This is a genomic window from Streptomyces sp. NPDC046727 (genome assembly GCF_040645635.1).
In the GTDB taxonomy this organism is placed as follows: Bacteria; Actinomycetota; Actinomycetes; order Streptomycetales; family Streptomycetaceae; genus Streptomyces.
Map to the genome: position 1 here is coordinate 102,807 of NZ_JBEYYR010000008.1, position 15,250 is coordinate 118,056.

Consider the following 15,250-nt stretch of genomic DNA (forward strand, 5'->3'; position numbering starts at 1 on the left):
GCGGGCGGTGTCTCCTCAGCCCTGCTGGAAAAGCTCCGCCGGGAGCGGCTTCAGCAGGGCGTACAGGTCGTCCGTGATGGGGCGGTCCCAGGCGGCGATGGTCACGAGGACGCCGTCGCTGCGGTCGAACTGGACGCAGGAGATCCGGCTCTCGGAGAGCTTCAGCCGCCGCACGATGAGGAGGTTGTCGCCCTGGAGCACCGGCGTGTCCTCGGTGCCGACGACGGTGACCTCCTCGTCGTTCTCCAGCGCCAGCAGCAGCTGGCCGACCTCGAAGGGGATCTCGCCCTCGGCGACCTCGCGGGCCGGGGAGCCCTCCGGGAGATTGCCGATGATCATGGCGGGGCCGCGTCCGCCGAACAGGTCGTAGCGCAGGAAGACACCCTGGCAGGTGCCGTCGGGGGCGGGCAGCAGGCCCGCGCCGAGGTTGCCCGGCCAGTCGCCCGGGTCCATGGCCAGCACGTCGAAGTCGGGTCCGGCAGGGGTCGCGCTGCGGCGGCGGAGGAACGACATGCGGCCATGGTACGTGCCCGTGCTCCGAGGGGTGACCTGCGGGCACCCGAAAGATCGTCTACCGCAGGGGGCAGCTGGTGAGCAGGGTCGCCGGGTCCGCGCCGGCCGGGCGGGCGACCGTGTGGTCGGCGGGTGGGCGGACCTCTTCGGTGATCCACCGTTCCAGGGCGGTGAACGCGGAGCGGTGGCAGGGCACCATCGGGCGGAGCCGGTCGGGGAAGGCGTCGGCCAGTGAGTCGGTGTGGGTGCCGTCCTCGATGCGGTAGTAGCGCAGCAGGGAGCCGCGGCCGGCCTGGTGGACCATGCGCGCGTAGACGTCGGCGTCCTCGCTGATCGGCAGCAGCACGTCGAGGGTGCCCTGGAGGGTGATCAGGGGCTTGCCGATGCGTCCGGTCAGGGCGATGCGCTCCACCGCCCGGTGGACTGCGGCGGGCCGGGCCGGGTAGGCGTAGTCGGCGTCGCAGGCGGGGGTGCCGGAGACACAGAACGGGGTGCCGGCCTCGGTGTCCCCGTCGTAGCCGGGATCGAGTTCCTCGCGGTAGATCCGCTGGGTGAGGTCCCAGTACACCTGGTGGTGGTACGGCCACAGGAACTCGGAGCCGGCCGGGAAGCCGGCGCGGTGCAGCGCGGCCTCGGCCTCGGTGGCTCCGGGGCCGCCGGCGGCGTAGGCGGGGTAGTGGCGCAGGGCGGCCGGCAGGGAGGTGAGCGGGTTGGGGCCGTCGGCGCGCCAGAGGGTGCCCTCCCAGTCGACTCCGCCGTCGTACAGCTCGGGGTGGTGCTCCAGCTGCCAGCGCACCAGGTAGCCGCCGTTGGACATGCCGGTGGCGAGGGTGCGGGCCGGGGGCCGGTGGTAGCGCTGGGTGACGACGGTGCGGGCGGCGCGGGTGAGCTGGGTGAGGCGGGTGTTCCATTCGGCGATGGCGTCGCCGGGACGGCGGCCGTCGCGGTGGAAGGCCGTGCCGGTGTTGCCCTTGTCGGTGGCGGCGTAGGCGTAGCCGCGGGCGAGCACCCAGTCGGCGATGGCCCGGTCGTTCGCGTACTGCTCGCGGTTGCCCGGGGTGCCGGCGACCACCAGGCCGCCGTTCCAGTGGTCGGGCAGCCGGATGACGAACTGGGCGTCGTGGTGCCAGCCGTGGTTGGTGTTGGTGGCGGAGGTGTCCGGGAAGTAGCCGTCGATCTGGATGCCGGGGACCCCGCTGGGTGTGGGGAGGTCCCGGGGCGTGAGTCCGGCGTAGTCGGCCGGGTCGGTGTGGCCGGTGGCCACGGTCCCGGCCGTGGTCAGCTCGTCCAGGCAGTCGGCCTGCTGGTGTGCCGCGCCGGGCACGTGCAGCCGGGCACGGCCGGCGCAGTGGGCGTCGGGGGTCCCCGGGCCGGTGGGTGCCGCGGTGGCCGGGGTGACCAGGAGCGAGCAGACGGCGGCGAGCGACAGCGCGCCCAGTACGGTACGCCGGGTCGGCCGGCCGGGCGGTGATGTGGGGTGGGGACGCATGCGGTTCCTCCGACGGGTTGGGGACGCGCTGGAGGCTAGGGGCGGTGTGGGGGCTGCGAACATGTGTGGGGCCGCCATGATGACGGCCCGTTCGGGGGGCTCGGCCACCATGGCGGCCCGGATTCCCGGCCGCTGAGCCGCTGTCAGGGGCAGCCGGTGTCGGCGAGGGTGAAGTAGCCCGTGGGCGACTCCTTCAGGGTGTGGGTGACGAACGTGTTGTACAGGCCCATGTTCTGGTGGGAGCCGGTGGCGTAGGTGGAGCCGCCGCTGGTGGTGGCCCGTCCTGCCTGTACGTGGGCGTAGTTGCTGGCCGTCCAGCAGGCGGCGGTGCCGCCGCCCGGGTCCGGGTCGCCCGGGTCGGAGGTGTCCAGGCCGAAGAAGCGGGCGATCCAGCGGCTGGAGCAGATCGAGTCGAGGAAGTACGGGGCGCCGGTGGCGCCGCACTGCTCGCCGCCGGTGCCGGGGTCGACCGGGGTGCCGTGGCCGATGCCGGGGACGCGGTCGACCTCGACGGCGACCGTGCCGTCGGCGGCCAGGTACTGGTCCTGCCGGGTGGCGTCCGGCCCGATGGTCGTGGTCCGGGTGGGCGTCTGGGGCAGGCCGTGCAGTGCCGTCCACTGGTCGCGCAGTTCGGTCGCGTTGCGCGGTGCGACGGTGGTGTCCTGGTCGCCGTACCAGATGGCTGTCCGCGGCCACGGCCCGGTGTACGCCGGGTAGGCGTCGCGCACCCGCTGGGCCCAGTCGGCCGGGCTCAGGTCGACGCCGGGGTTCATGCAGGCGTAGGGGCTGTTGTCCCGGGTGCAGTCGTAGGGCAGGCCGGCGACGACCGCGCCCGCGGAGAAGACGTCGGGGTAGGCGGCGAGCATGACCGCGGTCATGGCGCCGCCGGCGGACAGTCCGGTGACGTGGACGCGCCGCGGGTCGGCGTCGTAGGCGGTGACGGCGTGGCTCACCATCTGCCGGACGGACAGGGCCTCGCCCTGTCCGCGCCGGTTGTCGGCGGCCTGGAACCAGTTGAAGCACTTGCTCGGGTTGTTGGCGGTGCCGGTCTCCGCGAGCACCAGCAGGAAGCCGTCGCGGTCGGCGAGTTGCGGCAGGCCGGAGTTGTCGGCGTAGACCTGGGCGCTCTGTGTGCAGCCGTGCAGGGCGACGACCACCGGCGGGTGGGCCGGCAGGGCGGCGGGCCGGTACACGTACATGGTGAGGGCGCCCGGATTGGACCCGAAGTCGCTCACCCTGGTGAGCGTGACGGCGGCGCGGGCGGCGGGCGCGGGCCCGGTGAGCACGGTGCCGAGGAGGACGGCGACGACGGCGAGAAGGCGGGGCAGCAGACGGGGCAGGCGACGGGCCCGCGGTGGCGCTCCGGGTGCCTTGCTGGACCAGGGCTGTGGCATGGCGGCTCCTTCGGTGGACACACGTCCCGGCCGCTCCCGCGCGAGGGGGGTGCCGGGGGTGCCGGAACCATAGGTTCGGGTGTGTTCGGCCGCCATGGCGTCGCGCACCACAGCCGTCGGGGGGTCGGTCGCCGTCGGACGCATTGCGGAGCGGGGGGAGGTCTGCTACGCCGACTCGGCCCTCGGTCCGGCTCCCCCGTGTCTCACTCCTCCGGCGGGACCGGCGGGATCACCGCGATCGGGCTCGCCGCGTGCAGCAGCACGGCCTGGGTGACGGAGCCCATCATGCGTGCCGGGGCGAGCAGCCGTCGCCGGTGCCGGCCGACGACGACCAGGTCTGCGTCCCGGGAGGCGGCGACGAGGTGGCCGGCCGCGTCGCCGGGCAGCGCCTCGGTGTCGGCGCGGACCTCGGGGTGCCGTTCGCGGTGCGGGGCGAGGAAGCCGTCGGCGAGGGTGCGGGTCTCGGTCTCCACGGCCTTCTGGTCGACCAGTTGCGGCACCAGCTGGCCGGGGGCGGACCACGCCTGCACCGGCCACGGGTAGGCGGCGATCACCTGGAGCCGGGCGTCACGCAGGGCGGCCTCGGCGAAGGCGAAGGCGAGGACGCTCTCGTCCGGGCTGTCGGCGTGCAGGCCGACGACCACCCGGGGCCCGGGCTCGGCGGGACCCTCCCCGTGCACCTCACGGCCGGGCCGGGGTACGACGACCACCGGGCACTCGGCGTCCCGGGCGGCGGCGAGGCCGTTGGAGCCGAGCAGCAGGCTCGCGAAGCCGCCGCGGCCCCGGGAGCCGAGCACCAACAGCTGGGCGTCACCGCCCAGTTCGGGCAGGACGGCACCCGGTACGCCCTCCAGGGCGACGTACTCCACGGCCGGTTCCCCGGCGCGGTCCGCGATCCGGGTGCGGACCTCGTCGAGCACCGGGTCGCCCTCCGCGTCGGGCGGCCCGGCGACCAGCACGTCGGCCTGGCCCCAGGCCGCGTACTGCCGTACGTGCACCACGCGCAGCGGTGCCGCGCGGCGGCGGGCGGCGTCCAGGGCCCAGTCCAGGGCGCGCAGGCTGTCCGCGGAACCGTCGACCGCGGCGATGACCGGCGCAGCGCTCATCCTTCCTCACCTCCGGAACACGACCTTCCCCTTTGCTGGGGCCAGCCTCGCTCAGGACCGGTCCCCGCGGGGCGCTGCTGGTCGCGTGTCCGGAAATCCGGCCGGAACACCCCCGGTTCAGGTGAGGTCGAACTCGCCCTCCCGCGCGCCGGAGACGAAGGCACCCCATTCGGCGGGGGTGAAGATCAGGGAGGGGCTCTCCGGCCGGCCGCTGTTGCGCATCGCGATGAAGCCTTCGACGAAGGCGATCTGGACATCGCCCAGACCTCGGCTGCTTGACTGCCACTCGGCCTCGCTGAGGTCCAGCTCCGGCTTGTCCCAGCCCACGAGCGGCTGCTGCTGGGTGGTGGTCTCGGCCACGTCCGTGCTCCTCCCGGTTCGTCGTCCGCGGGCCAGCCTAGCGACCGGTCGCCATGGCGGACAGGGCACATGGGGACGACGTTTCCGGCGGTACGCCCGGAGTTCCGGGCGTGACCGTCAGGCGTCGGGGGGCTCGGAGCCCACGAGCCACATGGAGAAGAACTGCGAGCCGCCGCCGTAGGCGTGGCCGAGCACCCTGCGGGCCCGCTCCACCTGGTGTTCCCCGGCCTGGCCGCGCACCTGGAGGGCGGCCTCGGCGAACCGGATCATGCCGGAGGCGCCGATGGGGTTGGTGGACAGCACCCCGCCCGACATGTTGACCGGCAGGTCGCCGTCGAGTTCGGTCACCCCGGACTCGGTGAGTTTCCAGCCCTCGCCCTCCGCGGCGAAGCCCAGGTTCTCCAGCCACATGGGCTCGTACCAGGAGAACGGCACATACATCTCGACGGCGTCGATGTCCCGGCGCGGGTCGGCGATGCCGGCCTGCCGGTAGACGTCGGCGGCGCAGTCCTTGCCGGCCTGCGGGGAGACGAAGTCCTTGCCCGCGAACAGGGTGGGTTCGCTGCGCATGGCGCCGCCGAGCAGCCAGGCGGGCGGCCGGGGCGCGCGGGCGGCCCCGGCACGGTCGGTGAGGACCATGGCGCAGGCGCCGTCGGACGACGGGCAGGTCTCGGAGTAGCGAATGGGGTCCCACAACATGGGTGACGCCAAAACCTTCTCCAGGGTGATGTCGTGCTCGTGCAGATGGGCGTAGGGGTTCTTCAGGGCGTTGCGCCGGTCCTTGTGGGCGACGAGGGCGCCGATGGTGTCGGGGGCGCCGCTGCGCCGCATGTAGGCGCGGACATGGGGGGCGAAGAAGCCGCCGGCTCCGGCGAGCAGGGGCTGCTGGAAGGGAACCGGCAGGGACAGGCCCCACATGGCGTTGGACTCGGACTGCTTTTCGAAGGCGAGGGTGAGGACCGTGCCGTGGACGCGTGCGGCGACCAGGCCCGCGGCGACGAGCGCGGTGGACCCGCCGACCGAGCCCGCGGTGTGCACCCGCAGCAGGGGTTTGCCGACCGCGCCGAGGGCGTCGGCGAGGTACAGCTCGGGCATCATCACGCCCTCGAAGAAGTCGGGCGCCTTGCCGATGACGACGGCGTCGATGTCCGCCCAGGTCAGCTCGGCGTCGGCGAGGGCTCGCCCCGCGGCCTCGCGGACGAGTCCGGCGATCGACACGTCCCGGCGGGCGGCCACGTGCTTGGTCTGGCCGATCCCGGTGACGGCCACGGGCTCCTTGCTCATCGGGGATCCCCTTCGAGTACGGCGACCAGGTTCTGCTGGAGGCAGGGTCCTGAGGTGGCGTGGGCGAGGGCGCGGTGGGACTCGCCGCGGTGGATGCGGGCGGCGGCCTCACCGATGCGGATGAGCCCGGCGGCCATGACCGGGTTGGCGGCGAGGGCGCCGCCGGAGGGGTTGACGCGGACGCTGTCGTCCAGGCGGAGGGCCCGGCGCAGGAGCACCTCCTGTGCGCTGAACGGCGCGTGCAGCTCGGCGGTGTCGACGGGTCGTTCGAAGGCGCCCGCCCGCTCGGCGGCGAGCCGGGTGGAGGGCGAGTCGGTGAGGTCGCGCACGCCCAGGGAGTGGGCCTCGACGCGGTGGTCGATGCCGCGGATCCAGGCGGGCCGCTCACACAGCTGCCGGGCCCGCTCCCCCGCCGCGAGGACGACGGCGGCGGCGCCGTCGCCGACGGGCGGGCAGTCGCCGGTGCGCAGCGGCCGTACGACGTAGTCGCCCTGCGGTACCCGGCCCTTGAGCTGGGCGTGGGGGTTGGCGCCGGCGTCGGCGCGGCTGCGGGCGCCGACGGCGGCGAGGGCCGGTTCGTCGGTGTGCCCGGCGTCGATGAGGGCCTGCGCCTGGAGGGCGGCGAGGGCGACCGCGTCGGGCCACAGCGGGGCGACGTAGTAGGGGTCGAGCTGGCGGGTGAGCACGTCCCGTACCGAGCCCGGTGAGCACTTGCCGTAGGAGTAGACCAGCGCGGTGTCGGCGTCTCCGGTCAGCAGCTTGGTCCACGCCTCGTACAGTGCCCAGGCGCCGTCCATCTCGACGTGCGACTCGGAGATCGGCGGCCAGGCGCCGACGCCGTCGAGGGCGAGGGTGAAGGAGAAGGCGCGGCCGGCGAGGTAGTCGCTGGAGCCGGAGCAGGTGAAGCCGATGTCGGCGGCTTTCAGGCCGGTCTGCGCCAGGACGTCGTGCAGGACCGGCATGAGCATCTCGACCTCGGAGGACTCCTCGGTGGAGCGCCGGTGGTCGGTCTGTGCGAAGGCGACGACGGCGATGTCCCGGGGGCCGGGGGCTTCCTCGCTGGTCACAGCAGCTCCTTGTACGTCTCGTAGTCCGCGTCGGGTTCGCCGGTGGGCCGGTAGTGGTCGGGGTAGCGGGCGCCCTCGGTCCACACCGGCTCGACGCGCAGGCCCATGCGCACCTGGTCGTAGGGGATGCCGCCGATCCGGGCGTGCAGGGCGAGGTCGGCACCGTCGAGGGCGATGTGCGCGTAGACGTAGGGGACGTCGATGTCGAGGTTCTTCGCCTTGATGTTGACGATGCAGAAGGTGGTCACTGTGCCCCGGGGACCCACCTCGACCTGTTCGGCTGTGGCCACGCCACATGTGGGACACGCACCCCTCGGCGGGATGTACACCTTGCGGCAGGAGGGGCAGCGCTCGCCGACGGTTCGCTGTTCGGAGAGGGCGTTGATGTAGTCGGACTGGGCACGGCCGGGCGAGTAGCTGTAGTCGAGCCGGGCGGGGGCGACGATTCCGGTGAGTGGGTCCTCGAACTCGCCGTTGTGGCCGCCCGGTTGTTCGGGTTCTCCGTCGTACGGCTCGAAGCACGCGATGTCGGTGATGGCGCCGGTGCGTTCCCCGGCCCAGCGGATCCGTACCCGCATGCCGGTGTGCACGGCGTCGGGGCCGGGTGCGTCGAGGGCGTGCAGCAGGGCGGTGTCGGCGCCGTCGAGCCGGACGAGGACCCAGGCGAAGGCTGTGGCGAGGGGCTGGCCGCGGCGGGGCTCGTGATTCCAGGCCCACGTGGTGACCGTGCCCGTCGGGGCGACCTCGACGAGGTCGCGGATCTCCTCGGAGGTGACGGGGTCGTACTCCACGGGCGGGACGAGGGTGCGCCCGTCGGTGGTCTTCACTCCGAGCACGACACGTTCGCGCAGTCCGGTGAGGAAGGCGCTCTGGACGGGGCCGAGGGACCGGGTGAAGGGGAACTCGACCACGAGAGGGGCTTTGAGGACTTCGGGCATCGGGGCTTGCCTCCTTGGGGAAGGTCGGCGAGGTCGCGCCCCGAAGGGGCGCGGGGCTGTGCCGATGTGCGGCTCCGCCGCGGGGTGCGACCAGCCACACACGGCCCGCGGTGTCCGCACCGGCCTGAGCCGGCGCTGCGCTACGCGCGTCTGTAGACGGGGCGCCGCTTCTCCGCGAAGGCGCGGGCGCCCTCCTTCGCGTCGGCGGTGTCGAAGACGGGCCAGCCGCGGGCGAGTTCGGCGGCGAGCCCGTCGGTCTCGGTCATCTCGGCGGTCTCGTAGACCGACGCCTTGACGGCCTCCACGGCGAGCGGCCCGCAGGCGTTGATCTGCTCGGCGATCTCCAGCGCCTTGGCGAGCGCGGCGCCGTCGGGGACGACGTGTCCGATCAGCCCGATGGCGCCGGCCTCCTCGGCACTGTACGGCCGTCCGGTGAGCAGCATCTCCAGGGCGTGGGTGCGCGGGATCTGGCGCTGGAGGCGGACGGTGGAGCCGCCGATCGGGAACAGGCCGCGCCTGACCTCGAACAGGCCGAAGGTCGCGGACGCGCCCGCGACCCGGATGTCGGTGCCCTGGAGGATCTCGGTTCCGCCGGCCACGCAGTACCCCTCGACGGCGGCGATCACCGGTTTGCGGGGGCGGTGGTGGCGCAGCATGGCCTTCCAGTGCAGATCGGGGTCGGCCTTGAGCCGGTCGCGGTAGTGCTGCCCCGCCATGCCGTCACCGGCCAGCGCCTTGAGGTCCATGCCCGCGCAGAAGGCACCCCCGGCCCCGGTGAGCACGATCGAGCGGATCGCGTCGTCCTCGTCGGCCTCGGTCCAGCCGTCGTACAGGCCGACGAGCATCGGAAGCGAGAGCGCGTTCTTCGCTTGGGGCCTGTTGAGCGTGAGCACCAAAGTGGCGCCTTCACGCTGCACGGTGAGGTGTTCCGTCCCGCCCATCGCCCATCTCCCCTCGGTAAGAACGAGAACAGGTTGCAGGAGGCGGTGAGGCACTTCAAGGGTTTTCTGACAGTCAGTCAGATTTCCTTGCGCGGACCCTTCCCAGTTGATGCGCCCTTTGCTCTGATGACCGGCGAACCGGTGGATCGCCAGGCCGTGAGAGGTCAGGAGGAGCGGTGGAGTACAACCTTGCCGACCTGTTCGAGTCGGTCGTCGACGTGGTTCCGGACCGCGAGGCGCTCGTGTACGTCGACCATCCCGGCACGGGCGCGGAGCGCCGGCTGACGTACGCCGAGCTGGACGCCGCCACCAACCGCGTCGCGCACCACCTCGTCGACAGCGGCATACGACCCGGTGAGCACCTCGGGCTCCACCTGTACAACGGGGTCGAGTACCTGCAGACGGTCCTGGGCTGCCTGAAGGCCAGGATCGTCCCGGTGAACGTCAACTACCGCTACGTCGAAGAGGAGTTGGTGTACCTCTACCGGGACGCGGACCTGGTCGCGCTGGCCTTCGACGCGGAGTTCGGGGACCGGGTCGCGGGGGCGCTGCCGCAGGCGCCGGGGCTGCGGCATCTGCTGCGGGTGGGCGCGGGTCCGGCGGAGGTGCCGGGGGCGGTGCCGTTCGCCGCGGCGGAGGCCGCCGGGTCGCCCGGGCGGGGCTTTCCCGCGCGCTCGGGGGACGACCAGTTCATCATCTACACGGGCGGTACGACGGGCATGCCCAAGGGGGTGATGTGGCGTCAGGAGGACCTGTTCTTCGCCGGCCTCGGCGGCGGGGCGCCGACCGGGGAGCCGGTGAAGGCACCGGAGGAGCTGGCCGAGCGGGTCGCCGCGGGCGGCTCCGGGATCACCTTCTTCCCCACTCCCCCGCTGATGCACGGCACGTCGACGCTCACCGCGTTCATCGGCTTCAACTTCGGCCAACGGGTCGTCCTGCACCGCAAGTTCGTGCCGGAGGAGGTGCTGCGGACCGTGGAGCGGGAGAAGGTCACCAGCATGTCGCTGGTCGGCGACGCGATGCTCCGGCCGCTGATCGACGCGCTGAGCGGACCGCTGAGGGGGACCGACTGCTCGGCCCTGTTCAGCGTCTCCTCCTCGGGCGCGATCATGTCGGAGACGGTGCGCCGGCAGTTCCGCGCACTGGTCCCGAACGCCCTGCTGCTGAACAACTTCGGCTCCTCCGAGTCCGGCTTCAACGGCACCGCGACCGAGGACTCGGGCCCCGAGCGCGGCTTCCGCATCCGGGTCAACTCCCGCACCCGCGTGGTCGACCCGGCGACGCACGAGCCGGTCGGGCCCGGCGAGATCGGCCGGGTCGCGCAGTGCGGCCATGTGCCGCTCGGCTACTACAACGACCCGGTGAAATCCGCCGAGACGTTCTTCGAGAAGGACGGGCGGCGCTGGGTACTGCTGGGCGACATGGCGACGGTCGACACGGACGGCGTGGTCACCGTCCTGGGCCGGGGCTCGCAGTGCATCAACACCGGCGGCGAGAAGGTGTACCCGGAGGAGGTCGAGCAGGCGCTCAAGGCGCATCCGGATGTGTACGACGCGCTGGTCGCCGGCGTGCCGGACGCCAGGTGGGGCAACCATGTGGCGGCCGTGGTGCAGCTGCGCGCGGGCGCGCCGGGCCTCTCGCTGGCCGACATCCAGCGGCACTGCCGTACCCGTCTGGCCGGTTACAAGGTCCCGCGCCAGCTGGTGATCATGGACACCATCCAGCGGTCCCCGAGCGGCAAGGCCGACTACCGGTGGGCGCGGGAGGTGGCGGTGGCGGCGGAGCGGCCGTAGCCGCCGGGGTGTCCCGACCGCCGTCGGGGTGTCCCACACCGCCGATCCGCCGGCGATGACTACTCTGTGCGCACGGTCGGCCGCGCCCCTTCATGGAGGGTGACGGATGATCCTCCGTGCCCGGCCCATCGCCCCGGCCGAGGGCCGCGCACGGAAGGACCGACAGGTGCCGGACCGCACGCCTGCGCGACCGCCGGACAGCGAAGGGGAACGGGCACGGGCGGCGTCCGGACCTGTGATCGCGGCGGGCGGCAGCGTTCCCTGCTCGGGCGCCTGCGCCGCGACACCCGGGTCGTACAGGTCCTCACCGTGGGCGGCACCGTCCTCGCCGCCGCCCTCCTCCCGGCCGCGCTGCTGCTGCCGGACCAGCGCGACCGCCTCACCCCCGCCGCGTTCCTGCGCCTCCCGGCCGAGGGCATCGTGCTCGCCGCCCTGCTGCTCGTACTGCTGCCGTGTGCCCGGCGGGACACAGCGGCGGCCACCGGGGCACAGCCCCAGCAAGGACGTGCCCGTGACCTCGTGGCCCGCGATCCGAAGGTGCCGGCGCGGATCTCCGGCTGGGGCTGGAGCGAGGGTCTGCGGCCGACCTCGGACGCCCCTGTCCGGGCCATGGACGCGTTCCGGGACCGGTTCCTGGGGGCGTACGGCCCCCAGCCGGGCCGAAGTCCGTCACCGGGCTGAACCACGTCACCGGGCGAGGAAGTCCACCGTGCGGCTCACGAACGCCTCCGGGTCGTCCAGCCACGGGTAGTGGCCGGCACCCGGCTGGACGGCGACCTCGGCGTTCGGGAAGGCCCGCGCGGCGCGGTGGGCCAGGTCGGGGCGCGGGGAGCCGTCGAGTCCGCCCGCGTACACGAGGACCGGCGCGGTCAGCGCGGCGAGGGCGGCCCGGGTCGTGTCCGGGGCGAAGGCGCCCTCCGCGAAGTAGCGCTCGCCCGCCTCCTCGTTGGTCTGCGCCGGCTCGGCGTCGGCGTGCGCCCGGGCGGTGTCGTCCCAGCGGCCGTAGAAGAACGGCAGGAACACGTCGTCGAAGTCCGCCTCGCCCGCGAGCCAGGCCCGGAAGGCGGGGAACGCCTCCGGAAACCACGGCTCGCCCGCGCGCAGCCGGGCCGCGGCCAGCCGGTCCCCGGGCGTTCCCCGCAGGCCCAGGGCGGACGGATTGGGAGTGATCAGCAGCAGCCGCCGGATCCGGTGCGGGTGGCGGGCCGCGTAGAGCATCGCCAGGGCGGCACCCGCCGAGTGGGCGAGCAGATCCATGTGCTCCAGGCCCATGTGGGCCCGCCATACCTCCACGTCCTCGACCATCCGGTCGCAGCGGTATGTCGCCGGGTCCGCCGGCACCGCCGAGTCACCGGTGCCCCGCAGGTCGAGCAGGGCCAGCCGGCGGTAGGCGGTCAGCCCGCCGAGATCGCCGAAGTAGGCGGAGGCGCGCAGGGGGCCACCGGGAAGAACCGCGAGGGGCTCTCCGGCGCCCCGCAGGTGGTAGGCGAGCCGGGTTCCGTCGCCCGCGGTGAAGGTCGGCATGCGGTGATCCTCCTGGGCCGCACCGCCCGGCCGCAACGCCTTTGCCCGCGGGCCGGGCGGCGGGGCACGCCGCCCGGAAAATCCCGCAGACCTCTTGCCTGGAGGTGGAGGGGCCTGAATTACTGACCCCTGAACGCATCGACCGAATGATCGGTCGTCCGGAATGTACGGCTGGCAAGGGAGACGTCCCGATGGCGGATGTGACGGACCTGCTCGACGCGGGCGAACGGCTCGGGCCCGAGGAGCTGCGGGCGCTGCAGCTGGAGCGGCTGCGCGCCTCGCTGCGGCACGCGTACGCGCACGTGCCGTTCTACCGGGAGTCCTTCGACAAGGCCGGCGTCCGCCCGGAGGACTGCCGTTCGCTCGCCGACCTGGCCCGCTTCCCCTTCACCACCAAGGCCGACCTCCGGGCGAACTATCCGTACGGCATGTTCGCCGTGCCCCGGGAGCGGATCCGCCGGCTGCACGCCTCCAGCGGCACCACAGGGCGCCCCACGGTCGTCGGCTACACGGACAACGACCTTTCCATGTGGGCCGACATGGTGGCGCGGTCGATGCGTGCGGCCGGCGCCCGCCCGGGTGACGTGGTGCATGTGGCGTACGGCTATGGACTGTTCACCGGCGGCCTGGGCGCCCACTACGGCGCAGAGCGCCTGGGCTGTACGGTCGTCCCGGCGTCCGGCGGCATGACCGCCCGGCAGGTACAGCTGATCCAGGACCTGGGACCGTCGGTCATCATGGTGACCCCCTCCTACATGCTGACGCTGCTCGACGAGTTCGAGCGGCAGGGCGTGGACCCGCGCACCACCTCGCTGCGGGTGGGTGTCTTCGGGGCCGAGCCCTGGACCGAGCAGATGCGACGGGAGATCGAGGAGCGGTTCGCGATCGACGCCGTCGACATATACGGACTGTCCGAGGTGATCGGTCCCGGTGTCGCGCAGGAGTGCGCGGAGACCAAGGACGGCCTCCATGTGTGGGAGGACCACTTCTATCCGGAAATCGTGGATCCGATCACCGGCGAGGTGCTGCCGGAGGGCGAGCGGGGTGAGCTGGTGTTCACCTCGCTGACCAAGGAGGCCATGCCGATCGTCCGGTACCGGACACGGGACCTGACGCGGCTGCTGCCCGGTACGGCCCGGGTGTTCCGGCGGATGGAGAAGATCACCGGGCGCAGCGACGACATGGTGATCCTGCGCGGGGTCAATCTCTTCCCGACCCAGATCGAGGAGATCGTGCTGCGCACCCCCGGTGTGGCCCCGCACTTCCAGCTGCGTCTCACCCGGGAGGGCCGCCTCGACGCCCTGACCGTCCGCGCCGAGGCCCGCGCGGACGCGCCGACGGAGGTGCGGGAGGCGGCGGCCCGGGCCATCGTCGCGGCCGTCAAGGACGGCATCGGGGTGTCGGTCGACGTGGAGATCGTGGACCCGGAGTCGCTCGAGCGGTCGGTGGGCAAGATCCGCCGCATCGTGGACCTGCGCCCGCGGGCCGCCGGATAGGAGCGCGCGACGGCGGGAGGCGGCGAGGCGGGGGCGGGTACGGGTGCGCGGAGCGGAGCCGGCTCTCCGCCCCGCCCTCCCCCGCCCCGGCCGTCACGGCACCCGGCTCGGCGTCACCGTCGCGTCCCCGGCCGGTGCCGCCGTCGTGCGCGCCCTGGTCAGGTGCCGGGTCAGCGCGATCACGGCGGTCAGGGCCACCAGGCCCGACACACCCGGCCAGCCCAGTCGGTCGTACGCCCGCACCCCGAGCCAGGATCCGGCGCTGCCGCCGAGGAACGCGCACGTCATGTAGGCGGTGTTGATCCGCGCCCGCGCGTCCGGCCGGAGCGCGAAGTTGCGTGCCTGGTTGGCGACTTGGCCGCTCTGCATGGCGACGTCGAGAAGCAGCATGCCGGCGGCCAGCACGACCAGCCCGGCCGCGCCGCCCATGCCGCCGGGCAGCAGCACCGCCGCCGAGCCGACCACCCCGAGCAGGCACCACAGGGTCACGGCGTCCGGTCCCCGGCGGTCGGCGGCGCGGCCGGCGAGCGGGGTGCAGAACATGCTCGCGGCGCCGACGAGCCCGAGCACGCCCACGGTCTGGGCGCCCATGCCGTACGTCGGCCCGGTCACCAGCAGGGTGAGCGCGGTCCAGGCGGCGCTGAAGCCGGCGAAGACGGTGGCCTGGTAGAGGCAGGAGCGACGCAGGTCGGGTTCTTCGCGCAGGAGGCGCAGCGGGGCGGATATCAGCTCCGGATACCGGTGAGTGGACGACGGTGTGGTGTCCGGCACCACACGGGCGAGCACCAGCGCGAGGGCGAGCACGAGCGCCGCGGCGGCGAGGTAGGGGGCGCGCCAGCCCAGCCACTCGCCGAGGGTGCCGCTGAAGGTCCGGGCCAGCAGGATGCCACCGATGAGCCCGCTGAGCAGAGTGCCGGTGACGGCGCCGCGCCGGTCCGCGGGAACCAGTCCGGCGGCCATCGGGATGATGATCTGCGGGACGACGGTGGTGACGCCGGTGGCCGCGCTCGCCGCGACGAGGACGGGCAGCGTCGGTGCGGCGCCGGCGACGACGAGGCCCGCCGCGGTCAGCGCGAGCAGGGTGACGAGCAGCCGGCGGTGCGGCAGCCGGTCGCCGAGCGGGACGAGCAGGAAGATGCCGCCCGCGTAGCCGAACTGGGCCGCGGTGACGACCAGAGCCGCCGAGCCCTCCGCAACGTGCAGATCGGCCGCGATCAGCGAGCTGATCGCCTGCGGGAAGTAGATGGTGGAGACACTCACTCCGCAGGCGAGCGCCAGGACGAGGATCACCCGCTGGGACAGGGTCGGTGGTGCGGGAGACGCGGAGGACGCGGACACACGTACA

14 protein-coding genes are annotated in these 15,250 nt (G+C 73.3%); 3 read left to right on the plus strand and 11 right to left on the minus strand.

Going from position 1 to position 15,250, the window contains the following annotated elements:
* Positions 1-15: 15 nt before the first annotated feature.
* From ABZ937_RS12475 to ABZ937_RS12515, 9 genes are all read right to left on the minus strand, one after another.
* Positions 16-513 (minus strand): hypothetical protein, encoded by a 498-nt coding sequence (locus ABZ937_RS12475; protein ID WP_070026621.1) that lies wholly within the window; start codon positions 511-513, stop codon positions 16-18.
* A 58-nt stretch (positions 514-571) separates the two neighbouring features.
* A complete protein-coding gene (locus ABZ937_RS12480) occupies positions 572-2,002 on the minus strand; it encodes a tannase/feruloyl esterase family alpha/beta hydrolase (protein WP_361689723.1) in 1,431 nt (476 codons plus the stop codon).
* A 143-nt stretch (positions 2,003-2,145) separates the two neighbouring features.
* Entirely contained in the window at positions 2,146-3,396 is a 1,251-nt protein-coding gene (locus ABZ937_RS12485; RefSeq protein ID WP_361689726.1) for a PHB depolymerase family esterase, read from the minus strand.
* Positions 3,397-3,599: 203 nt separating this feature from the next.
* Entirely contained in the window at positions 3,600-4,502 is a 903-nt protein-coding gene (locus tag ABZ937_RS12490) for a universal stress protein (RefSeq protein ID WP_361689729.1), read from the minus strand.
* Between the two features lie 117 nt (positions 4,503-4,619).
* Entirely contained in the window at positions 4,620-4,862 is a 243-nt protein-coding gene (locus tag ABZ937_RS12495) for a DUF397 domain-containing protein (RefSeq protein ID WP_361689732.1), read from the minus strand.
* Positions 4,863-4,979: 117 nt separating this feature from the next.
* The gene (locus ABZ937_RS12500) at positions 4,980-6,146 is read right to left on the minus strand and encodes a thiolase domain-containing protein (RefSeq protein WP_361689735.1); all 1,167 of its coding nucleotides are present in this window, start codon (positions 6,144-6,146) and stop codon (positions 4,980-4,982) included.
* Positions 6,143-7,213 carry a thiolase domain-containing protein gene (locus ABZ937_RS12505; protein WP_361689738.1) on the minus strand — a complete coding sequence of 357 codons (1,071 nt, stop codon included), beginning with the start codon at positions 7,211-7,213 and terminating at the stop codon, positions 6,143-6,145. Before ABZ937_RS12505 ends, ABZ937_RS12500 begins: the two co-directional genes overlap by 4 nt.
* Positions 7,210-8,151, minus strand: coding sequence for an OB-fold domain-containing protein (locus ABZ937_RS12510; protein ID WP_361689741.1), 942 nt, complete (start codon positions 8,149-8,151; stop codon positions 7,210-7,212). Before ABZ937_RS12510 ends, ABZ937_RS12505 begins: the two co-directional genes overlap by 4 nt.
* Positions 8,152-8,291: 140 nt before the next feature.
* Positions 8,292-9,092 carry a crotonase/enoyl-CoA hydratase family protein gene (locus ABZ937_RS12515; protein ID WP_361689744.1) on the minus strand — a complete coding sequence of 267 codons (801 nt, stop codon included), beginning with the start codon at positions 9,090-9,092 and terminating at the stop codon, positions 8,292-8,294.
* A gap of 176 nt (positions 9,093-9,268) precedes the next feature.
* Between ABZ937_RS12515 and ABZ937_RS12520 the strand changes: the two genes are divergently transcribed.
* Positions 9,269-10,885, plus strand: coding sequence for an acyl-CoA synthetase (locus tag ABZ937_RS12520; RefSeq protein WP_361689747.1), 1,617 nt, complete (start codon positions 9,269-9,271; stop codon positions 10,883-10,885).
* Positions 10,886-11,194: 309 nt separating this feature from the next.
* Entirely contained in the window at positions 11,195-11,566 is a 372-nt protein-coding gene (locus ABZ937_RS12525) for a hypothetical protein (RefSeq protein ID WP_361689750.1), read from the plus strand.
* A 6-nt stretch (positions 11,567-11,572) separates the two neighbouring features.
* Here the strand turns inward: ABZ937_RS12525 and ABZ937_RS12530 are convergent, their stop codons facing one another.
* Positions 11,573-12,409: an alpha/beta hydrolase gene (locus ABZ937_RS12530; protein ID WP_361689753.1), complete on the minus strand. Its 837-nt coding sequence runs from the start codon at positions 12,407-12,409 to the stop codon at positions 11,573-11,575.
* Positions 12,410-12,600: 191 nt separating this feature from the next.
* Between ABZ937_RS12530 and paaK the strand changes: the two genes are divergently transcribed.
* A complete protein-coding gene (gene paaK, locus ABZ937_RS12535) occupies positions 12,601-13,905 on the plus strand; it encodes a phenylacetate--CoA ligase PaaK (protein WP_361689756.1) in 1,305 nt (434 codons plus the stop codon).
* 93 nt (positions 13,906-13,998) lie between these two features.
* Here the strand turns inward: paaK and ABZ937_RS12540 are convergent, their stop codons facing one another.
* The gene (locus ABZ937_RS12540) at positions 13,999-15,243 is read right to left on the minus strand and encodes an MFS transporter (protein WP_361689759.1); all 1,245 of its coding nucleotides are present in this window, start codon (positions 15,241-15,243) and stop codon (positions 13,999-14,001) included.
* Positions 15,244-15,250: the final 7 nt, after the last annotated feature.